The organism is Candidatus Terasakiella magnetica (genome assembly GCF_900093605.1).
Lineage (GTDB): Bacteria > Pseudomonadota > Alphaproteobacteria > Rhodospirillales > Terasakiellaceae > Terasakiella > Terasakiella magnetica.
In genome coordinates this window covers 37,494-58,633 of the sequence record NZ_FLYE01000004.1, presented here as the reverse complement: position 1 = coordinate 58,633, position 21,140 = coordinate 37,494, and the positions used below count along the sequence as shown (strand labels likewise).

The 21,140-nt window shown below is 47.0% G+C and carries 23 protein-coding genes; 14 read left to right on the top strand and 9 right to left on the bottom strand.

The window, feature by feature from the left end; all coding sequences use genetic code 11:
- Positions 1 to 85: 85 nt before the first annotated feature.
- From MTBPR1_RS04925 to MTBPR1_RS04910, 4 genes are all read right to left on the bottom strand, one after another.
- Positions 86 to 445: a HepT-like ribonuclease domain-containing protein gene (locus MTBPR1_RS04925; RefSeq protein WP_069186456.1), complete on the bottom strand. Its 360-nt coding sequence runs from the start codon at positions 443 to 445 to the stop codon at positions 86 to 88.
- A complete protein-coding gene (locus MTBPR1_RS04920) occupies positions 423 to 731 on the bottom strand; it encodes a nucleotidyltransferase family protein (RefSeq protein WP_069186455.1) in 309 nt (102 codons plus the stop codon). The genes MTBPR1_RS04925 and MTBPR1_RS04920 overlap by 23 nt, the downstream gene beginning before the upstream one ends.
- A gap of 39 nt (positions 732 to 770) precedes the next feature.
- Entirely contained in the window at positions 771 to 3,596 is a 2,826-nt protein-coding gene (gene uvrA, locus MTBPR1_RS04915) for an excinuclease ABC subunit UvrA (RefSeq protein ID WP_069186454.1), read from the bottom strand.
- Positions 3,597 to 3,671: 75 nt separating this feature from the next.
- Positions 3,672 to 4,418, bottom strand: a complete 747-nt coding sequence (locus tag MTBPR1_RS04910) for a substrate-binding periplasmic protein (protein ID WP_069186453.1) — start codon at positions 4,416 to 4,418, stop codon at positions 3,672 to 3,674.
- A gap of 196 nt (positions 4,419 to 4,614) precedes the next feature.
- On the opposite strand from MTBPR1_RS04910, the gene ssb reads away from it, so the two are divergent.
- The 8 genes from ssb to MTBPR1_RS04870 all read left to right on the top strand — a co-directional run bounded on the left by ssb (position 4,615) and on the right by MTBPR1_RS04870 (position 11,846).
- Positions 4,615 to 5,169: a single-stranded DNA-binding protein gene (gene ssb, locus MTBPR1_RS04905; RefSeq protein ID WP_069186452.1), complete on the top strand. Its 555-nt coding sequence runs from the start codon at positions 4,615 to 4,617 to the stop codon at positions 5,167 to 5,169.
- Between the two features lie 114 nt (positions 5,170 to 5,283).
- On the top strand, positions 5,284 to 6,000 hold the full coding sequence (locus tag MTBPR1_RS04900; protein WP_069186451.1) for a M23 family metallopeptidase: 717 nt from the start codon (positions 5,284 to 5,286) through the stop codon (positions 5,998 to 6,000).
- A 146-nt stretch (positions 6,001 to 6,146) separates the two neighbouring features.
- Positions 6,147 to 6,875, top strand: a complete 729-nt coding sequence (locus MTBPR1_RS04895; RefSeq protein WP_069186450.1) for an SDR family NAD(P)-dependent oxidoreductase — start codon at positions 6,147 to 6,149, stop codon at positions 6,873 to 6,875.
- A gap of 53 nt (positions 6,876 to 6,928) precedes the next feature.
- The gene (locus tag MTBPR1_RS04890; protein ID WP_069186449.1) at positions 6,929 to 7,321 is read left to right on the top strand and encodes a YbaN family protein; all 393 of its coding nucleotides are present in this window, start codon (positions 6,929 to 6,931) and stop codon (positions 7,319 to 7,321) included.
- 355 nt (positions 7,322 to 7,676) lie between these two features.
- Complete coding sequence (locus MTBPR1_RS04885) at positions 7,677 to 9,260, top strand: Re/Si-specific NAD(P)(+) transhydrogenase subunit alpha (protein ID WP_069186448.1); 1,584 nt, start codon at positions 7,677 to 7,679, stop codon at positions 9,258 to 9,260.
- A gap of 14 nt (positions 9,261 to 9,274) precedes the next feature.
- The gene (locus MTBPR1_RS04880) at positions 9,275 to 10,708 is read left to right on the top strand and encodes an NAD(P)(+) transhydrogenase (Re/Si-specific) subunit beta (RefSeq protein WP_069186447.1); all 1,434 of its coding nucleotides are present in this window, start codon (positions 9,275 to 9,277) and stop codon (positions 10,706 to 10,708) included.
- 108 nt (positions 10,709 to 10,816) lie between these two features.
- Positions 10,817 to 11,374 carry a cysteine hydrolase family protein gene (locus MTBPR1_RS04875; RefSeq protein ID WP_069186446.1) on the top strand — a complete coding sequence of 186 codons (558 nt, stop codon included), beginning with the start codon at positions 10,817 to 10,819 and terminating at the stop codon, positions 11,372 to 11,374.
- 76 nt (positions 11,375 to 11,450) lie between these two features.
- Positions 11,451 to 11,846 carry a bacteriohemerythrin gene (locus MTBPR1_RS04870; RefSeq protein WP_069186445.1) on the top strand — a complete coding sequence of 132 codons (396 nt, stop codon included), beginning with the start codon at positions 11,451 to 11,453 and terminating at the stop codon, positions 11,844 to 11,846.
- A 229-nt stretch (positions 11,847 to 12,075) separates the two neighbouring features.
- Here the strand turns inward: MTBPR1_RS04870 and rpsU are convergent, their stop codons facing one another.
- Positions 12,076 to 12,282, bottom strand: coding sequence for a 30S ribosomal protein S21 (rpsU, locus tag MTBPR1_RS04865; RefSeq protein ID WP_083222901.1), 207 nt, complete (start codon positions 12,280 to 12,282; stop codon positions 12,076 to 12,078).
- Positions 12,283 to 12,497: 215 nt separating this feature from the next.
- Between rpsU and def the strand changes: the two genes are divergently transcribed.
- The 3 genes from def to MTBPR1_RS04850 all read left to right on the top strand — a co-directional run bounded on the left by def (position 12,498) and on the right by MTBPR1_RS04850 (position 14,951).
- Entirely contained in the window at positions 12,498 to 13,028 is a 531-nt protein-coding gene (gene def, locus MTBPR1_RS04860; protein WP_276204533.1) for a peptide deformylase, read from the top strand.
- Between the two features lie 5 nt (positions 13,029 to 13,033).
- A complete protein-coding gene (locus MTBPR1_RS04855; protein ID WP_069186444.1) occupies positions 13,034 to 13,678 on the top strand; it encodes a COQ9 family protein in 645 nt (214 codons plus the stop codon).
- An 85-nt stretch (positions 13,679 to 13,763) separates the two neighbouring features.
- Complete coding sequence (locus MTBPR1_RS04850; protein WP_069186443.1) at positions 13,764 to 14,951, top strand: multidrug effflux MFS transporter; 1,188 nt, start codon at positions 13,764 to 13,766, stop codon at positions 14,949 to 14,951.
- Between the two features lie 10 nt (positions 14,952 to 14,961).
- On the opposite strand, the gene MTBPR1_RS04845 is transcribed toward MTBPR1_RS04850, so the two are convergent.
- Both MTBPR1_RS04845 and purE read right to left on the bottom strand, forming a co-directional pair.
- On the bottom strand, positions 14,962 to 16,059 hold the full coding sequence (locus tag MTBPR1_RS04845) for a 5-(carboxyamino)imidazole ribonucleotide synthase (protein ID WP_069186442.1): 1,098 nt from the start codon (positions 16,057 to 16,059) through the stop codon (positions 14,962 to 14,964).
- A gap of 19 nt (positions 16,060 to 16,078) precedes the next feature.
- On the bottom strand, positions 16,079 to 16,570 hold the full coding sequence (purE, locus tag MTBPR1_RS04840; RefSeq protein ID WP_069186441.1) for a 5-(carboxyamino)imidazole ribonucleotide mutase: 492 nt from the start codon (positions 16,568 to 16,570) through the stop codon (positions 16,079 to 16,081).
- 145 nt (positions 16,571 to 16,715) lie between these two features.
- Here purE and MTBPR1_RS04835 point away from each other — a divergent pair, with 145 nt between their 5' ends.
- Positions 16,716 to 17,462 carry a GGDEF domain-containing protein gene (locus tag MTBPR1_RS04835; RefSeq protein ID WP_069186440.1) on the top strand — a complete coding sequence of 249 codons (747 nt, stop codon included), beginning with the start codon at positions 16,716 to 16,718 and terminating at the stop codon, positions 17,460 to 17,462.
- Here the strand turns inward: MTBPR1_RS04835 and MTBPR1_RS04830 are convergent.
- The gene (locus MTBPR1_RS04830; RefSeq protein ID WP_069186439.1) at positions 17,452 to 17,652 is read right to left on the bottom strand and encodes a YdcH family protein; all 201 of its coding nucleotides are present in this window, start codon (positions 17,650 to 17,652) and stop codon (positions 17,452 to 17,454) included. The genes MTBPR1_RS04835 and MTBPR1_RS04830 overlap by 11 nt on opposite strands.
- Positions 17,653 to 17,740: 88 nt before the next feature.
- On the opposite strand from MTBPR1_RS04830, the gene MTBPR1_RS04825 reads away from it, so the two are divergent.
- Positions 17,741 to 18,826, top strand: a complete 1,086-nt coding sequence (locus MTBPR1_RS04825) for an ATP-dependent 6-phosphofructokinase (protein ID WP_069186438.1) — start codon at positions 17,741 to 17,743, stop codon at positions 18,824 to 18,826.
- 108 nt (positions 18,827 to 18,934) lie between these two features.
- A complete protein-coding gene (locus MTBPR1_RS17740) occupies positions 18,935 to 19,102 on the top strand; it encodes a YdcH family protein (protein ID WP_083222897.1) in 168 nt (55 codons plus the stop codon).
- 247 nt (positions 19,103 to 19,349) lie between these two features.
- Here the strand turns inward: MTBPR1_RS17740 and MTBPR1_RS04820 are convergent, their stop codons facing one another.
- The gene (locus tag MTBPR1_RS04820; protein ID WP_069186437.1) at positions 19,350 to 20,987 is read right to left on the bottom strand and encodes an acyl-CoA synthetase; all 1,638 of its coding nucleotides are present in this window, start codon (positions 20,985 to 20,987) and stop codon (positions 19,350 to 19,352) included.
- Positions 20,988 to 21,140: the final 153 nt, after the last annotated feature.

Genomic DNA, 21,140 nt, shown 5'->3' with positions numbered 1-21,140 from the left:
ATCCTCTATTCTTATTCTAAAGCACAGGCCAGCGCAATATTAGAGGTGCCTGAGAGTGAAAAAAATTGTGCAGTTGCGAACATTTTTACTGTGCGGCATCGCGACGCAGGCGTTTGAGCGACATTTTCAACCCTTGCAGGTCTTTGGCAACGGTCTCCCAAATGACTTTTGGGTCCACATCAAAATATTCATGGGCGAGGAAATTGCGCATATGGCGCAGCGCTAACCATGGCACAGGTTTATAGGTTTTGCGCACCTTATTGGGGATGTGATGTGTGGCTTCACCAAGAATTTCCAGATTGCGAATGACCGCATCAATGGTTTTGTCATCATGTAGAAACTCTTTGCGGCTCATACCTGCAACGTAGCGCTCAATCTTATTAACCGCTTGAACCATCTGTTCAAGATGAAAGGTCCAGCGTTCATGCCTGTGAGGTTTTGTCATCGAAAATCACCTCAGAAAGTACGTTGTCCTTTAAATCGGCTGACAGCATTTGAGTCGTGGCAATATCAACACGGCGCCCAAATGATTCTTCGAGCCGGATATGAAGTTCTGCCAGCTGGATGAGGCCGGGGGTTTCATAAAACTCAACCAGCATATCAATATCACTGTCGCTGCGCGGGGTGCCGCGCGCGTAAGAGCCAAACAAGCCGATACGTGCAATGCCGAATTCATCAAGTTCATCCTGCATGGTACTTAGTTTTTTAAAGATGTCTGCTTTATCTGTCATAGACCTGAGTATAGCACAGCCAAGAAGTCAAAAAGAGCCTTACTTCAAATAGTCTTTCAAATATTTTGCCGTATAGCTTTCTTCTGCCTTACAGACTTTTTCCGGTGTGCCTGTCGCCACAATACGCCCGCCCTTGGCCCCGCCTTCCGGCCCAATATCAATGATATAATCCGCTGTCTTGATGACTTCGAGGTTATGTTCAATCACAACGACCGTATTGCCCTGTTCAACAAGGGCGTGCAGCACTTCAAGAAGCTTGCGCACATCATCAAAATGCAAGCCCGTTGTGGGCTCATCCAGAATATAGATGGTTTTACCCGTTGCGCGGCGCGATAGCTCTTTTGCAAGTTTGACCCGTTGGGCTTCCCCGCCAGACAGGGTGGTGGCCTGTTGCCCCAGATGGATATAACCCAGACCAACGCGCTGTAGGGTGACCATCTTATCGCGGATGCTGGGTACTGCTTTGAAGAAATCAACTGCTTCTTCAACGGTCATATCCAACACATCCGCAATGGATTTCCCGCGAAATTTGACTTCCAGTGTTTCGCGGTTATAGCGTTTGCCTTTACAGACATCACATTGCACATAGACATCTGGTAAGAAGTGCATTTCAATCTTGATGACCCCATCGCCTTGACAGGCCTCACAGCGCCCGCCCTTGACGTTGAAGGAGAAACGTCCCGGCTTATAACCGCGTGTTTTTGATTCTGGCAGGGCTGCAAACCATTCACGAATGGGTGAAAAGGCCCCTGTGTAGGTTGCCGGATTTGAGCGTGGTGTACGTCCAATGGGGGATTGGTCGATATCAACGATCTTGTCGATAAACTCGATACCTTCAAGTTTTTTATGTTCCCCGGGGTGCAGGCGTGCGCCATGGAGCTTTTTGGCAAGCGCTTTATAAAGTGTTTCAATGACAAGAGAGGATTTCCCCCCACCAGAAACACCCGTCACACAAGTAAAGGTGCCAAGGGGAATTTCCGCATTTACATTTTGCAGGTTATTGACCGTAGCACCTTTAATTTTGATGGATTGGCCTTTACGCCCTTTGCGACGTTTGGCAGGCAAGGGGATTTGTTCCATGCCTGTGAGGTACTGCCCGGTCAGGCTGTCTGGATTTGCCATCACCTCATCAGGTGTGCCTTCTGCCACCACCATACCACCATGTAAACCTGCACGTGGCCCCATATCAATGAGGTAGTCGGCAGAGCGAATGGCATCTTCATCATGTTCCACCACAATGACCGTATTATCAAGCTCGCGCAGGCGCACAAGCGTTTCAAGCAGGCGGTCATTATCACGTTGATGAAGACCGATTGAGGGCTCATCCAACACATAAAGCACACCAGTGAGGCCTGAGCCGATCTGGGACGCAAGGCGAATACGCTGGCTTTCGCCACCCGATAAGGTGCCGGAAGAACGTGAAAGCGTGAGATATTCAAGCCCGACATTGACCAAAAAGCCAAGGCGTTCGTTAATTTCGCGCAAAATACGCCGTGCAATTTCCTGTTCTTTTTGACCAAGCTTTTCTTCAAGCCCGCCGTACCATTTTGCGGCTTCATCAATGGAAAAGGCTGTAACTTCACTCACATGCAGCCCATCGATTTTAACAGCCAAAGCCTCAGGGCGCAGGCGGTGCCCACCGCAATCAGAACAGCCTGTGACCGTTTGATATTTGGACAGTTCATCGCGCACCCACGAGCTATCGGTTTCACGCCAGCGACGTTCCATATTGGGGATGACGCCTTCAAAGGGTTTGGTCACCTGATAGGATCGTTTGCCATCATTATAAGCAATTTCGATCTCTTCTTTGCCAGAACCATAAAGCACCACATCGCGTACCTTTTTGGGCAGCTTGGCAAAGGTTGTTTCAATCTCAACTTGATAATGTTTGGCAATGGCCTTTAGGGTCTGACCATAATAGACACTGGACGAATTTGCCCATGGCGCAATGGCTTTTTCCATAGGGTCACTATCGTTGGGGACAACCAGTTCGGGGTCAAAATACATTTCTGTGCCCAAGCCATCACAAGACGGACACGCCCCAAACGGGTTGTTAAAAGAAAACAGGCGCGGCTCAATCTCATCAATGGTAAAGCCGGAAACCGGGCAGGCGAATTTGGCAGAAAATGTATGGCGCTCACCAGACTTTGCATCTTCGGCAAATAAAAGCCCATCGGCCAGTTCCAAGGCGGTCTCGATACTATCGGCAAGGCGGGGTTCCACGCCTTCGCGCACAACAAGGCGGTCCACCACTACTTCGATGTCATGCTTAACTTTTTTATTAAGTTCAGGCACCCCATCAACGTCATAAAGCTCGCCATCAACTTTCACACGTTGAAAGCCTTTTTTCTGAAGCTCGATAAATTCTTTGCGATATTCCCCTTTGCGACCGCGCACGATGGGGGCAAGGATATAAAGGCGGGTGGCCTCTTCCAGTTCCATAATGCGATCAACCATTTGGGAGACCGTCTGGCTTTCAATGGGAAGGCCTGTTGCCGGGGAATGGGGCACACCCACACGCGCCCATAAAAGACGCATGTAATCATAAATTTCAGTTACGGTGCCAACGGTTGAACGCGGGTTTTTTGAGGTTGTTTTCTGCTCAATGGAAATGGCAGGTGAGAGCCCCTCGATATGATCCACATCCGGCTTTTGCATAAGCTCAAGAAACTGGCGGGCATAGGCTGATAAAGATTCCACATAGCGGCGTTGACCTTCGGCATAGATGGTATCAAAGGCAAGGGAGGATTTACCAGAACCGGACAAGCCCGTGATGACGGTCAGGGAATTTTTGGGGATATTTACATCCACATCACGCAGGTTATGTTCACGCGCACCGCGTACCTGAATTTCATCAACACTCATGTCTATCTATCCATAAGATCAAAAGGAGAACATTTGAATGTTCACAGATAGTGCGATGTGGGCCAGATGTAAAGCCTAAAAGCCAAAAAAGCCGTTTCTGATTTTATTATAGCCGCCATTTGCCTTAAGCGCGGCAAGACCCGTATTAAACTCAGACAGAAACTTCTCGCTATTTGGCAGCACGCGAGAGGCGGCAATATGCTGGTCGTTAGTGGAGATAGCAGGCTCCAGAATAACAGATTGATTGACGTTAAACTGGTCTAGTTTTGTAATTGCACTGTGATATTGATCCACATTTACAGCAAAGAGCTCTATGCGCTTGTGGAAGAGGAGCTGGATGCCTTTGGGTTCGTCATTGACGGTTACTTTTGTAAGTCCTGTATGGGATTCAAATTCTTTAGAATAAGCCCATTTGCGTCCAACGCCGATGAGGTAGGGAGAAAGCTCATTTAAGCTACTATATTGTTTGCTTTTGAACTGTTCTTTCAAGCCGACAAAAACCATTTTCGTGGTGTTGAGCGGGGCTGAAAAATGAAATGATTTCGCGCGCTCATCATTATAAAAAGCACTTAACAGGCCATCATACTTGCCTTGGGAGGCTTCTGCCAAAGCACGTGCCCAAGGGCGATATGTAATCGTCATCTCATGACCGCGCAGCTTTAAGGCTTGGCGGGCAACCTCAACAAGGAAACCGCCTTTTTCATGATCAGGATTGGTAAAAGGCTTAAAGGGGGCGGTTACCAAATTAAAAGTCCCTGCAAAGGCAGGGGCTGATAGAAATAAGGAAGTCAGTAAGACGGCAGTTGTAAGTTGTTTTTTCATCGTTCAATGCATGTGTATTCAACCAATTTAAAAAGCATATTAGCGTATTATATTAGGGAACCAAAGTATCTTTGTGGATAAATTTGTTAAAATTTTATCTATTTGAGAGGAAAAGGAAGTGCTGGTATCTTTTCTACAATGCTAGTATGTTCGGGCAAATTTGAAAAGATAACCGCGAAAGCAGTGAGGAGTTTCCATGGCGGGTTCAGTAAATAAGGTAATTTTGGTTGGTAATCTGGGCCGTGACCCCGAAGTTCGCTTCACAAATGACGGTGCGAAAATCGTCAATATGTCTATTGCAACTTCTGAAACATGGAAAGACCGTCAGTCTGGTGAGCGTCGCGAACGCACAGAATGGCACCGTGTGGTGATCTTTAACGAACGCCTTGCTGATGTGGCTGAACGTTTCTTGCGCAAGGGCTCTACGGTTTATCTTGAAGGTGCTTTGCAAACTCGTAAATGGACAGATCAAAGCGGTGTTGAAAAATACACAACAGAAGTCGTCTTGCAACGTTTCCGTGGTGAGTTGACCATGTTGGGTAGTCGCCCGGGCGGTGGTGAAGGTGGCTACTCCGGTGGGGGTGATGATTATAGTCAAGGTTCCGGCAATTCTGGCGGCTTTGGCGGCCAAGCTGACCCACAAGGCGGCAGCACGGGCCCAGAATGGAATTCTGGTGGTGGCCAACAAGGTGGCGGTGGCACTGGCGGCGGTGTCCCTGGTGGTGATCTGGATGATGAAATCCCGTTCTAGGACAGAATGAAAAAATATGAATGAAAGCCTTTGTTAGATGTTACTTCTGCAAAGGCTTTTTTCTTGGGTTTTTTAAGAACCGAAAATAATGCAAAGAATTAAAGAGGCATAAAGATGAAAAATAAACAGTATTTTGCAGTGGCTTGCCTCTTTTTACTGAGTGCGTGCCAGACCGATGGTTATAGTCTAAAGGGGGAGCAGTATCTTGAGGATACTTCTGGTCCGGGGCCCAAAGTGACTGGTGGCTATCTTGTCGATTACCAACATTGTAATATTGGTTCAGACCTATTTGCAATTAAGGGGTCGGGTAAAAGAGATCGGGTACATTTAGGGATTGATATTAAAAGTGATATTTTTGTTCCCATTATTGCAGCCGCACCTGGGGAAATCGTAAAAATTATCCGTGATGATGACAGTGATGAAGCTGTTTCAAATGGCGCACTTATTTTATTGCGCCATGGTAATATCGTTTCGACCTATGTTCATTTGGAACAAATCCCTAAAGAGTTAAAACTTGGCAGTGAAGTTAAGCGGGGGCAAGTAATCGGCTTAAATGGGTTAACAGGTCGCACACAATATCCTCATGTTCATTTTTCCACCCATTATTATGATGGCTCAAAAGGGTTTAAACGGGGGAGTTTTATCAATAGCCACTCACTTTGGTATGTTGAGGAAGAAAAAATAAAAGCCAAAACAGTAACGATACCGTTTTTTGATAAATCCCGATCCTATGACGATGATCAGAAAATGACTTTTCCCATGCGCAGTGAGGATTGTGGGAAGGAATGGGTTTCTCGGGATCATCCAACGAAACCATGGCGTGCGAGATAAATTAATAGGTCCTGACCCTAGGATAAATAGGGCCTGAATTACCTGTCTTTATAGAGGTATACTTTTGCATCTAAGTATCCATACGGGTTTTTGACCGCTTGGTCAGTCCTTATATCTTCTTTATAAGAATGAAGAGGATATTGCCGATGCATCATTTTAAAAATGTTATGATTTTTGGGGTTTCAGGCGGGTTGGGAAATGCGTTACTTGAAAGGATACTCAAAATTGATAGCGTTGAGAGGGTCTATGCAGGGGCGCGCAGTGTTTTTTCTCACGCCTCTCCCAAGGTAACACCCTTCTTATTTGATTATGATGATGAAGGTAAAATAAAACAGGTTATTGAAGTAGCCGCCATGCAAAGGCCCTTGGATTTAATCCTTGTGGCGACGGGGATTTTAAAAGAAGGCAATAGTGTTGTTCCAGAGAGGAACTTGAAGGAATTGGAATGGGAAAAATTATTAAACTATTTCCATATAAATTCCGTTGGGCCCATGCTGGTGGCAAAACATGCCATCCCAAAGCTCAACAATAAGAAAACCAGCATTTTTGCGGCGATGTCATCACGCATTAGCTGTGTTTCAGATAATCAAATGGCGGGCTGGTATGGTTATCGCGCCTCTAAAGCGGCGTTAAATATGATGATCAAATGCGCTGCAATTGAGGCCGCTCAAAATAATCAAAAGGCTGCTGTGATTGGCTTGCACCCAGGGGGCGTGGATACGGCCTTTTCCAAGCCTTATCAAGAAAATGCGGTACAAGGTGGTCTCTTTACCCCCACATATGCGGCAGGAAAGCTCATGGATGTTCTTGGCGGTGTCTGTGCAAATGACAGTGGGCGCGTGCTGGCATGGGATGGAAAAGAGATTGAGGCTTAAAGAAGAGTAGTTTAATCTTGAAAAGTCCCTGAGGCCTCACAAGATATCTTTTTATGACGCGTAACGTGAGAAAAACGATTTATCTGAGCATTGGCTGGTTCTTTACTGGCCTTGGCTTTGTGGGTGCTTTTTTACCGATTTTACCGACCACGCCTTTTTTGTTGGTTGCCGTTTGGGCCTTTAGTAAAAGTTCACCACGTTTAAAACGCTGGCTCTTTACCCATCCGAAATACGGTCATCATATCCGCAACTGGTTTGAACATGGAGCCATCGCACCAAAAGCGAAGATTCTATCTTTGTCGCTGATGACCGTTTCTGTTGGATTCTCATTACTCATGAGTGAGAATATATATGTTCCCATATCACTTGGGGTTATAATGGTTGCGGTTGCAACTTTTATTTTATCGCGTCCTAGTCCTTCAGCTGTTGCAATAAAGTCACAGTAGATAAATCGGAGTTGTAATACCACTTTATTGCAGGGCAGCATAAAAAATCGCTGTTTTCTGCGCCTTTTAGAATGCTTCGAAGCTAAGAGACCCCCTCAAAAAGCATGTCAATATTATATTTTTATAATGTTGCGCCGCATACAAAAATGCAGGGTTCGACTAATGAAGGACTTGCGGTTACTGGTATGACCAAGGCATAAAGCTCGGGTAATAAGTGAATGCAGCGTATTTTGTTTTCCGTTGGGGCTAACCAACGGAGGGCAAAGTGCGCATTACATTTCAAAGCATTTAGCTGAGAAGACCACTGACATAAACGGATAACCTCAAATGAATCGAATGAAATACTGGAGGATTTATGGATAACGGACAGATTATAGGAACGCCTAAAGAGCTTTTCCAAGGAGAAGCGCGTGTTGCAATGACGCCAGAGTCCGCTACCCAGCTTCAGAAGCTTGGATATCGCTGTGCTGTTCAATCTGGTGCGGGTGTATCGGCAGGCTTTTCTGATAAAGCTTATGAAGAGGCGGGTGTTGAGATTGTAAAAACAGCGAAAGCCCTTTGGGAAAAAGCTGACATCATTGCCAAAGTGCGCGAGCCTGAAAAAGCTGAGCTCAAGCATCTGAGCAAAGAAAAGACTCTGATCTCTTTCTTTAATCCGGCAGGTAACGAAGACGGTATGGAAGCTGCAAAAGCCTCCGGTGCCAATGTAATCGCCATGGAAATGGTCCCGCGTATTTCGCGTGCACAAAAAATGGATGCCTTGTCGTCCATGGCAAATATCGCTGGTTATCGTGCGGTTATTGAAGCGGGTAACAACTTTGGTCGCTTCTTTACAGGCCAGATTACGGCTGCGGGTAAAGTACCCCCGGCAAAGGTGATGGTTGTGGGTGCTGGTGTGGCTGGTCTTGCTGCCATTGGTGCTTCTGTTTCTTTGGGTGCGATTACCTATGCATTTGACGTTCGCCCAGAAGTGGCAGAACAAGTTGAATCTATGGGTGCTGAGTTTGTTTATCTTGATTTTGAAGAAGAGCAACAAGACGGCGCCGCCACAGGTGGCTATGCCTCTGTTTCTTCCCCAGAGTTTCGTGAAGCACAGCTTGCAAAATTCCGCGAGCTGGCCCCAGAAATCGATATCGTTATCACAACAGCCCTGATCCCCAACCGTGAAGCCCCAAAACTGTGGCTTGAAGACATGGTTGGTGCCATGAAAACCGGCTCGGTTATTATTGACTTGGCAGCAGAGCGCGGCGGTAACGTTGAAGGCACTGTTAAGGATGAGAAAGTTGTGACTGATAATGGCGTTACCATTATTGGCTATACAGACTTCCCTTCACGAATGGCAGCGCAGTCTTCTAGCCTGTATTCCACAAATATCCGTCATATGATGACAGACCTGACACCAGAAAAAGACGGTCAGGTTAACCATGATATGGAAGATGATGTGATCCGTGGTGCGACCGTGACCTTTGAAGGTGAAATTACCTTCCCGCCACCACCGCCAAAAATTAAAGCCATTGCCGCGCAGAAAAAACCAGAAGTCAAAGAACTGACACCGGAAGAAAAGCGTGAAAAAGAAAAGGCTGATTTCAAGGAAGCAACTAAAAAGCAGGTGATAATGCTTGGCGCAGGTGGCTTGTTGATGCTTGTTGTTGGGGCGTTTGCACCAGCCAGCTTTATGCAGCATTTCATTGTTTTCGTCCTCTCCTGTTTTATTGGTTTCCAAGTGATCTGGAATGTCTCACACGCTTTGCACACGCCATTAATGGCCGTGACAAACGCGATTTCAGGGATTGTTATTCTTGGTGCTGTTTTACAGATCGGTTCCAGCAGTAGCCTTGTGCTGATTATGGCGACGATTTCGGTCTTGATTGCGACCATTAATATCGTCGGCGGCTTCCTCGTAACGCGTCGCATGCTTGCCATGTTCGAGAAGTCCTAAGGAGAAATGAAACAATGACTTTTGGTGTTTTGACTGCTGCTTATATTGCAGCATCCGTATTGTTCATCCTTTCTCTGGGTGGTCTTTCAAACCAAGAAAAAGCCAAACGCGCCGTTTGGTACGGTATCGTGGGTATGGCTGTTGCCGTCTTAATGACGGTCTTTAGCCCAGATAGTGGCAACCATGCTTGGTTAATTGGTGCCATCGCCGTTGGTGCATTTATCGGTCAATATGTGGCTGGACGTGTCCAAATGACGGAAATGCCACAGCTTGTGGCAGCCCTTCATTCCTTTGTCGGTCTGGCAGCTGTCTTTATTGGGCTGAATGCTGAATTGGAACTTCAATCTGTTCTTGCCATGGATGAGTCTGTGCGTGATGCCTTAAAAGGTTTTGCCAAGAAACTTGCCCATAAGACAGAAGTAGAAATTTCAATTTTAAAGGTTGAAGTCTTCCTCGGTATCTTTATCGGTGCAGTGACCTTTACAGGCTCTGTTGTGGCCTTTGGTAAGCTGGCAGGTAAAATTGATGGTAAGCCGATTAAGCTTCCCGGCGGTCACGTCTGGAATGCGGCAAGCCTGCTCATCTCTATCATCCTTGGGATCATGTATTGTAACGATTTTGGTATCTGGACAATGGTTCTGGTCACCATCATCGCAGGTTTCATCGGCTGGCACCTGATTATGGGGATCGGCGGGGCGGATATGCCTGTTGTGGTTTCCATGCTGAACTCTTATTCCGGTTGGGCAGCAGCAGCAATTGGTTTCACGCTCGGCAACGATCTGTTGATCGTAACCGGTGCGCTGGTTGGTTCTTCTGGGGCGATCCTGTCTTACATCATGTGTAAGGCTATGAACCGTCACTTTGTTTCCGTAATCCTTGGTGGTTTCGGTGGCGATGGTGGCCCAGCCATGGAAGTTGAAGGCGAGATGATCGCAATTGATGCTGATGGCGTGGTTTCTGCCCTTGAAGATGCTGATAGCATCATCATCATCCCAGGCTACGGTATGGCGGTTGCACAAGCTCAACAGTCTGTGTCTGAGCTGACCAAGCGTTTGCGTGCACAGGGTAAAGAAGTGCGTTTTGCCATTCACCCGGTGGCAGGTCGTCTGCCCGGTCATATGAACGTTTTGTTGGCAGAAGCCAAAGTGCCTTATGACATCGTGATGGAAATGGACGAGATCAATGACGATTTCCCTGAAACAGATGTGGCGATCGTGATCGGTTCAAACGATATCGTGAACCCGGCTGCACAGGAAGATCCAAACTCGCCAATCGCTGGCATGCCTGTTTTGGAATGCTGGAAAGCGAAACAGGTGTTTGTTTCTAAGCGTGGTCAAGGTACGGGGTATTCCGGTATCGAAAACCCACTGTTCTATAAAGAGAATACACGTATGTTTTATGGTGATGCGAAAGCATCTCTGGATACGCTCTTGCAGAGCATTAAATAAAATAGGGTTGAGTTCAGTCAGCTCTTGGCTAAGTGAATTCATCCTGTTTATAGTAAGGGGCCGCTTCAATTGGAGGCGGCCTTTTTCTTTTGGTAAGGGTTATGGGTAATGGACCTAGATGCAACAACAGCTTTAGTGATTGTCGATGTGCAACAAGCACTTAATGAACCTGAAATGGGGGAGTTGAACAATCCTGAATTCACCACACGCATTTTGGACCTGCTCACATTATGGCGGGCGCGTCATTGGCCTGTTTTTCATGTTAAGCACACTTCTCATGAGCCAACCTCGCCTTACTTCAGCCTGTCGCCTTCTTGTGAGTTTATTGAAAAGAGCGCCCCTGTGGCGGGTGAGCCTGTGGTGGGTAAGGAATATGGCAGTGCGTTTTTAAACACGGCGCTGGGCTCCATGTTGCGCATGGATGGCTGCGAAAAGCTGGTTGTTTGTGGTGCCTATACCCACAATACCGTGGATGCCACCGTGCGTCACGCTGCAGGCTTGAAGTTTGACACCTATGTGGTCAGTGATGCCTGTTCAGCCGCCAGCCAAGTGGATATGCTTGGACGTGAATGGAAAGGTGAAGACGTGCATCAGCTGGCTTTATCTGTGCTTAATGGGGATTATGCCCAAGTTGTTTCTATGCAGGACATCTTTGCCTGTATTTAAGTCTTGAGCAGGGTCAAGTGCGAAAAATCGGAAAACTGTTATAAAATCGTTCAACTTTTGAATATGGGGAAAAGTGATGACCCGTTTGAAATGGAAAGACGAATATAGCGTTGGTGATGGTGAGATTGACCGCCAGCACCAGAACCTTTTCAGCCTGATTGATCGCTTGGAAGATCATGATCTTGATGCCAGTGCTTTGGCAATTACCTTTGATAAGCTTGACCTTTATGTAGGTGAGCATTTCGCTGATGAGGAAGAAAAGCTCATCGCGTGTAATTATGATGATCTGGATGCCCATATCCGCCAACATAATGAATTTCGTGATTGGTTAAATACAGCCAAGGAAAGCTTTAAAAGCGCCAATGAAGCGAATATGAGCATTGGCTCTAATGTGCATGATTTTTTGCGCGACTGGCTCTTATCGCATATTCTGACGGCCGATCAGGCCTATAAGGACTGGATTAATAAATAATCCGTGACGCTGTCATAATCTGAAAATAAAAAAAGGCGAAAGCTGCTGATGAAAGCGCTTTCGCCTTTTTTGAAGGGTAAATGAGGTGCGATTCGAAGAGACGAACCACAAGCCCACATCACCACCTTTCAAGTAGTAATAGTGTCGAATATCCCTTCAGGCATGAAAGATATCCGATAGAAAATATAGTCAGTTAAACACGGTTTTTCCCAAAATTGAGAAAGGGTGTTTAGAAGCCTTCACGCTCTAGGCGTTTGCGCTCAAGCTTACGGGCACGACGTACAGCTTCTGCGTCTTCACGAGCTTTTTTCTCAGATGGCTTTTCATAGTGACGGCGAAGTTTCATTTCACGGAAAACGCCTTCACGCTGCATTTTCTTTTTAAGTGCTTTAAGTGCCTGGTCGACATTATTGTCGCGAACTACTACCTGTACGATGGTCAGGGCCTCCTTCTCATAAATAACAACTGGGCCATATGCCCATTCCTTTGACAAAGATGTAAAAGGAAGCGGGTCTGTAGCATATGATTCATATGGCGTAAAGTAGATTCAGGCAAATTCCCCTTTGGGGACGATCTTTTTTATTGTTGGAAAGCGGCTTGAAGAGTATATCAAGAGGACTGAGTTAACCCCTTATCTTAAAGGTAACTGCTGTGATCTTGAAAATCGCGCGTATGGGCCATCCGGTCTTAAAAACAATCGCAGCCCCGGTTGAAGACCCAACAGCGCCTGAGATTGAACATCTGGTTTCAGATATGATTGAAACCATGGAAGATGCCACAGGCGCAGGATTAGCCGCCCCACAGGTGCATGTGCCCTTGCGCGTGGTGATTTTTCATGTGCCGCGCGGACGCGACGTTGCAGAAAGTTCTGAGGATGAGATCGGTCTTACGGTCTTGATCAACCCTGAAATTGAACCCATGGGTGAGGAAAAAGAAGCTGGCTATGAGGGGTGCCTTTCTATCCCAACTATGACGGGTAAAGTTTCTCGTTACAGCAAGATCAAATATCGCGGCTATGGCCTTGATGGGGAGCTGATTGAGCGCGAGGCAACTGGATTCCATGCCCGTGTTGTTCAACATGAATGTGACCATCTAGACGGTATTTTATATCCGCAACGCATGGACGACATGGGCAGTTTCGGCTATGTTGAAGAAATGCAAAAAGCAGCAAGTCAGGATTAAAGGCAATGCAGGACATTAAGGTTAAGGACGAAATCCTTCTAGGCACTTTGCCCAATGTGATTTTTGATGGCTGGACGGATAGCGCGGTTGAAGAGGGTGCGATTGAAGCTGGTTATGATGCGTCTATGGCTGTGCGTGCTTTTCCTTATGGGATCAGTGATGTGCTCGCCCATTTTGCCGATTATATCAATCGCCAGATGGCGGCAAAGCTGGAAGAAACCGATCTTGAAAAAATGGGTGTGGGCCAACGCCTAGAAGCCGCCATGCGTATCCGCCTTGAAATTGAAGGCCCGTACCGTGAAGCTGTGCGCAAGGCCATGTCCCATTACGCCCTGGTGCAAAATGCACCTGAAGGTGTTGCTGTGGTGTGGAAAGCGGTGGATGAGATGTGGTGGTGTTGTGGTGATGAGTCCGTTGACTTTAATTATTATACCAAGCGTGCCTCACTCGCGGCTGTATATAGTGCGACCATGGTCTTCTGGCTTAATGACGAGTCGGAAAATGCAGAAGAAACCATCTTGTTTTATCGCCGCCGTTTAATGGATGTGATTGCGGCGGTCAAAACCCGCAAGAAAATCTTTTCAAAAATTGAAGATGTCTTTTGTAAGCTTACAGGCCACGGCGGTGCAGCGGGCCTGATGAAACGTTAATTCGCTCAATTTTGTGAACTCCTTCACAGCGCTGGTTTTTGATTTGCCTTATAAGACACCCTCAACCATATAAGGCGCGATCATAATGGAAAAGAAACAGACGACGGGCGAGTTTATTGCGCTGATGGCATTTCTCATGTCGTTGGTGGCTTTGGCCATTGATGCGATCTTGCCGGCTTTTCACGCCATTGCGGCGAGTTTTGAGATCAAAGACGCCAATGAGGTTCAGCTGGTTGTCGGGATTGTGTTTTTGGGGATGGCAATTGGGCAATTGTTCTATGGCCCTCTTTCTGATTCCATCGGGCGCAAACCTGCCACTTATATGGGGTTGGTTCTGTTTATCATCGGCTCTTTAATCTCCGCCTTTGCCCCGACCTATGATGTGATGCTGGCAGGGCGGTTCTTGCAAGGCTTTGGTGTGGCTGGGCCACGCACGGTCTCCATTGCCTTTGTGCGCGACCAATATGCCGGGCGTGAGATGGCGCGCATCATGTCTTTTGTCATTACCATCTTTATCCTCATGCCTGCACTTGCGCCTACCTTTGGGGCTTTGATGCTGGTTTATAGCAGCTGGGAAAGTATCTTTTATCTCTTTGCCGTGCTCGCTTTTGTTAATCTCATCTGGCTTTATACCCGCCAACCGGAAACCCTGCCCAAAGACAGGCGTATCCCTTTTTCCTTGGCTTCGGTCCTGCGTGGCACCATTGAGGTGCTGAGAAACCGTTTTTCCGTGGGCTATATGATTATTGGCGGGATGGCTTTTGGCTGTCTGGTCACTTACCTCAATACCGCCAAGCTGCTCTATTTTGATATCTATGGCATTGATGAGATGTTCCCATTGTATTTTGCCATGCTGGCCTTGGCCGTGGGGGCATCCTCATTGGTTAATGGCAAGATTGTCATGAAATATGGGATGCGTGCTTTGATGCAATCTTCCTTGGCCTTGATGATCATTTCAAGTGGGACGTTTTTGACCTATTTGCTCATGGTTGAGGGGCATCCGCCCTTTGCCCTGTTTATGGGGGCGATGATCGTCATCTTCTTCTTTATGGGGATTTTATTTGGCAATGCCAATGCCATGGCGATGGAGCCGATGGGCCATATTGCAGGCATTGCCTCTTCCATCATTGGCGCAGGCACGACCTTTACCTCAATGACGCTGGGCACCATTATCGGGCAGCTTTATGACCAGACGCTTGTGCCGCTTGTGGGTGGTTTTACGGTTCTGGCTTTAACGGCTTATTTGCTGATGATGTGGGTTGAGAAGAAATAGACGGATGTATCTATTCTTTGGGGAGTTCACCAAGGGGGTAGACCAGATTAACATGACCCATCTTGCGCCCGCGCCGTGTGGAGGCTTTACCGTATAGGTGTAGCTTGGCATTGGGTTCGTTTAAATAATCCGGCCATTTTTCAACGTCAAAACCAATGAGGTTTTTCATCACCAGATCATTGCGGCGCTCAACTGAGCCCAGTGGCAGACCACAGACCGCGCGCACGAACTGTTCAAACTGGTCTGAATAACAGGCATCCTGCGTCCAGTGACCGGAGTTATGCGGGCGTGGTGCCACTTCATTAACGATCAGCTGGTCATCTTTGGTATGGAACATTTCCACAGCCACAAGGCCGATGATTTCCATTTTTTCAGCCAGTGTAACCGCAATACGCACGGCTTCTTCAATCAACCCGTCCGGAATATGCGCAGGTACCGTAGAAGTATCTAAAATACCATCCACATGAATGTTTTCAGCAGGCTCAAATGCGGTCCATTGCCCACAGGCACTGCGCGCCACCACAACGGAAATTTCACGCTGGAAATCAACAAAGCCTTCTAAAACAGAAGGGGCATTTGCCATAGATTCATAAGCGGTTGCAAGGTCTGTTTCAGGGCGGATCAAGGCTTGGCCTTTACCGTCATAGCCCATGCGCGTGGTTTTTAAGATGCTGGGGCGGCCCAATTCGTCAACTGCTTTTTCAAGGTCAGCAAGTGAGTCCACACCTTTAAAAGGCGCTGTGGCAATGCCGCATTCATTGATGAAAGTTTTCTCAATCAAGCGGTCTTGGGACAGGTGCAAACAGTTCCAGCCCGGGCGCACATCCACATGTTCTGTCAGCAGTTGCACACTTTCATGGGGGATGTTTTCAAATTCAAACGTCACCACATCACAGGCATCGGCAAAGGCGATCAGGGCGTCACGGTCATCATAATCTGCCACTGTGGCTTTATGGGCGACCTGTTCAGCCGGGCTATCTTCACCCGGGCCAAAGACATGGCACATATATCCAAGGCGTGCGGCAGCCAGTGCTGTCATGCGGCCTAACTGTCCGTTACCGATAATACCAATGGTGCTACCCGGTGGGAGTTGTTTATATGCGTTCATGTCATTTGACCTTAATGTTTTAGTCAACAGGTTCTTCTGCAACAGATGCTGTTTGTTTGGCGCGAAACTCATCTAATTTGGCAGCCACAGCTTCATCTTGCAAGGCAATGATGCTGGCTGCCATGATCCCGGCGTTTTTAGCACCCGCATCGCCAATAGCCAATGTACCAACAGGTACGCCACCGGGCATTTGTGCAATTGAATAGAGGCTATCAATACCGTTTAGGGCACGACTTTTAACCGGAACACCAAGGACGGGGAGTGGCGTCATCGCCGCAGCCATACCCGGGAGATGGGCAGCCCCGCCAGCCCCTGCAATGATAACCTGCAGGCCACGTGATTTGGCATTATTGGCATAGTCATAAAGACGTTGCGGTGTGCGGTGCGCGGATACGATGCGTTTTTCGTAAGAAACGCCCATTTCTTCTAACATATCTGCTGCGAGTTTCATGGTTGGCCAATCTGACTGGCTGCCCATAATGATACCGACACAAGGTGCTGCACTATCCATAGCGTTTTTCCCAAACAAGGTCTTAAAAAAGGGGCGTATTATATGGATGTAGGGGGGAATCGCAAGGTTTTTGCGCATAATTAGGAAAAAGATAATATTTACAGTATACTATAAGGCAGTTGAGAAAGAGAGTTGAGAGGCTATTATGCCTGTAGATGACATCAAACGTTCTGAAGGCCTGAAGCCTTATGTGGGCAATGAGCAGGAACAAAGCTCACACCGCCCGGCCTATGGTCGTTTTCAGGGAAAACGTAAATACCCCGCACCACGGCGCGGGATTAATGATGTAACCTCTTTCATGAATATTCCAGAAGGTGAACTTACCCCTGCTGTTACCGATGCCATCATTGTGTTGATGGAGGAAATGGAAGATTTGCGCGAAGAACTTGCCATGACCCATCATCTGGAAATGAAATTGTCCAGCTCGGTTGATAAACATTCGGACCTTCCCGTACTTACCCGCCATGCCTTGGCGCGCGAAATATCCGTCATTGCATCGCAAATTCAGCGCTCAGGCAGTGCGGCGACCTTTGTATATTTTCAAATCAGTAATTTTAGCGTGATTAAAGAACGTTTTGGCCTGTTGGCAGGTGAAACAGTTATTCGCGAAGCCGCAGAAATTCTTAAAACTCAACTGCGCGAAACAGACCGCATTGGCACGCTAGGCGGGGATGGTTTTGGTATTGTGATGGCACTGAGTGATGAAAAATCAGCTTTAGAGAAAATCCGTCATTTGGAAAAACGCGTTAAACAAGGCCCGATTATGTATGACGGTCATATTCTGGATGCAGAGGTTGCTTATGGGCTGCATAGCTTGCATCTCACCGAAGAAGTCGATGTGGTTTTAAAAGAAGCAGATAAAGACTTACATCGCCGTTTTGTTAGGCGATAATATCGGGGAGAATCATATTCTCCAGCTTGATGATCTGGTCTTTTAATGTCAGCTTTTTCTTTTTAAGACGTTGTAATCGAAGCTGGTCATAAGGTGGATTTTCAACCATGCGATCGATGACATCGTCCAGATCGCGGTGTTCGGTTTGTAAAATCGCGAGCTTGATGTGGAGTTCACGGGTTTCAGGCATTTTTTTCCCGACTTGTTTTGATCTTATTGAAACATTAGGCTGGGATCATAACATATAAACGCCTGTAAATAATAAAAAAGGAAGACAGATGGCTAAAAAACGTATCGGTATTCTCACAAGCGGTGGGGATTGTGCAGGATTGAACGCGGCTATTCGCGCCGTTACCCGTCGTGCTATTGACGGGTTTGGCTGGGAAGTTGTCGGTATTCGTAACGGTACATTGGGGCTTATTTCTGAGCCAATTGAGGCAGAAATACTGGATAAACAAACTTTTAGCGGTGTTTTACTGCGCCAAGGCGGGACCTTTTTAGGATCGTCAACAAAGGGCGACCCATTTGCCTTTAAAATGCCAGATGGCAGTGTGAAAGACCGCTCCATGGAATTTGTTGAAGGCTTTCGAAGCCTTAATCTGGATGGGTTGATTGGGATTGGGGGCGATGGCTCCATGAAAATCCTCAATCGTTTATGTGAGCTGGGTGATATCCCCTTTATCGGTATTCCCAAAACCATTGATAATGATGTGGCCTTAACCGAATTTACCATTGGCTTTACAACCGCGGTTAATGTGGCGGTGGATGCGCTGGATCGATTATTGCCCACAGCTGCCAGCCACCATCGTGTCATGGTGTTGGAGGTTATGGGCCGTGATGCAGGCCATATCGCCCTTCATGCTGGCATTGCAGGCGGGGCCGATGTGATTTTGCTGCCTGAAATTGCCTATGATATGGACAAGGTGGCTGAAAAAATTCGTGATGTGTATGAAAATGAAAAACGCAGCCACGCACTTGTTGTCTGTTCAGAAGCGATTAAGACAAGTCAGGGGCAAACCGTCATGCATGCCAATGAAGAAGGTAAAATGAACTACGGCGGGGTCGGTCATGAGATTGGCGGACAAATCGCAAAAATGACAGGGGCGGACACCCGTGTGACGGTGTTGGGCCATTTGCAACGCGGGGGCACACCTGCCATGCGTGATCGCCTTATTGCCTCTGCCTTTGGGGTGAGGGCCGTTGATTTGATGGCACAAGGCAAGACCAATTGCATGGTGGCTTGGCAGCACCGCGAGGTGGTGGATGTGCCATTGGATGAAGTGGTGAAACGATATAAAAAAATTGATGTGACTGGCACACTTGTGCATACCGCACGCGGCCTTGGGATTTGCCTTGGTGATTGATGAAAAGGCAAGGTTTGTGCTGCGCTGCACAACATGCAATGCTGGTAATCGAATTATAATTTAGGTATCATAAAACCTTCTTATAATTGCCTAAGGGAGGTTGTTCGCATGAGCGTCTTAGACCGTATTGAATCTCTTAAATCCAAGCACATAGAACTTGAAAATAAAATCGAAGCAGAAGAAATCAGACCTCACCCTGACGACGACCTTATACACGACCTCAAGCGCCAAAAATTGAAGCTAAAAGACGAAATCTCGACTTTAGCAGCGCAGTAGACATAAACGATCATTACATATAGATCGATATAGAGTGATAAAGAGTTCTTTTATTTATGAGAACTGGCGAATTGAGTTCGCATATTGACAGCCCTCAAGCTTTGGTAGTTTGAGGGCTTGTTTTTATTTAAGGATATTGTTCAATAAGTTTTTGATGTAAGGCGCAGTCACAGTTAACTCAGTTAAAAAAAGAAAAAGCCCTGCAATATATACAGGGCTTTTCAAAGACTTGGTAAAAGTTAGAGGCTTAGAGTTCGCCTGCTTCTTTTCTTAATCCATCACGCAGGATGAACTTCTGGATTTTACCTGTTGATGTTTTAGGTAGTTCTTGGAAGATCACGGTGCGTGGGCATTTAAAGTGCGCCAGATTATCACGGCAATGTTTGATGATATCTTCCTCAGTAACACTACCCGCACTTGGCTTCAGCTCAATAAAGGCTGCCGGGGTTTCGCCCCATTTCACATCGGGCTTGGCCACAACGGCAGCGGCAGCGACATCTGGGTGGCGATACAGTGTATCTTCTACTTCAATGGAAGAAATATTTTCACCACCAGAGATGATGATATCTTTAGAACGGTCTTTCAGCTGGATATAGCCATCAGGGTGTTTTACGCCCAAATCACCGGAATGGAACCAGCCGTCTTTAAAGGATTCGTCTGTGGCTGTTGGGTTTTTCAAATAGCCTTTCATGACGATGTTACCGCGGAAGCAGACTTCGCCCATGCTTTCGCCATCCCATGGTTTTTCAATGGTGGTTTCGCTATCGGCAATCATCAGCCCTTCTTCAAGGGTGTAGCGCACACCTTGGCGTGATTTCTGGTAGGCTTGACGCTCAATCGGCAGCTCGTTCCACTCTTCTTTCCAAGCACAGAAGACGGCAGGGCCATATGTTTCTGTTAAGCCATAAGCATGGGTTACATCAAAGCCTTCATCTTGGATGGCTTTAAGTACAGAAGCTGGCGGTGGGGCGGCTGCTGTCATGATGGAACATTTATGCTCAAACGGTTTCTTTTCTTCTTCTGTCGCGTTGATCACAAAAGACAGAACAATCGGTGCGCCACAGAAGTTGGTAACTTTATGTTCTTCAATGGCTTCATAAATGTTTTTCGCATTTACTTTGCGCAGGCAGATGTTGGTACCGGCCTTGGCCGCCAAGGTCCAAGCAAAGCACCAGCCGTTACAGTGGAACATGGGAAGCGTCCACAGGTAAACAGGGTGTTGTTGCATGTTCCAGTCAAGCGCATTGCCAATGGCGTTGAGGTAGGCACCACGGTGGTGATAGACAACGCCTTTTGGGTTGCCTGTTGTACCGGATGTATAGTTCAGGGAGATCGCCTCCCACTCATCAGCAGGGCCGGACCAATCATATTCCAAATCACCCTTAGAGATGAAATGCTCATAATCTTCCTGACCGATAAGCTCGCCACCTTCAGCCAAGGCATCATCAATATCAATGACGATTGGTTTTCTTTCAAGGCGAGCAACCGCGGCCTTGGTAACGTCTGAGAATTCACGATCAGTAAACAGAACTTTTGCTTCACCATGTTGCAAGATAAAGGCAATGGCTTCTGCATCAAGGCGGATGTTCAGGGTGTTGAGAACCGCACCACACATTGGTACACCAAAGTGCGCTTCGTATGTTTCTGGTGTGTTGTTACCCATAACGGCAACCGTGTCGCCTTTTTTGATGCCCATTTTATGAAGGGCAGAGGCCAAGCGCACGGAGCGCTCATAGGTTTCTTTCCAGGTATAGGTCTTATCACCATGGATCACGGATGGGCGATCTGGATAAACCATCGCTGTGCGTTTGATGAAAGAAAGAGGAGAAAGTGGCTCGTAGTTCGCTTCTGTTTTCTCCAGATGCATATCGTAGATGTTTTCCATGGTTATATCAGTCCCCGATGTAAAAATTCATTTGGAACGATTCATAGCAGCATCAATCGGCTCGCGGAATACCAAAATGCACTTAGAAGTGTAAAAAAAAGTAAGGATGGGGATGGAATTTTGAAATAATTTACCATGATTTAACATATAGAA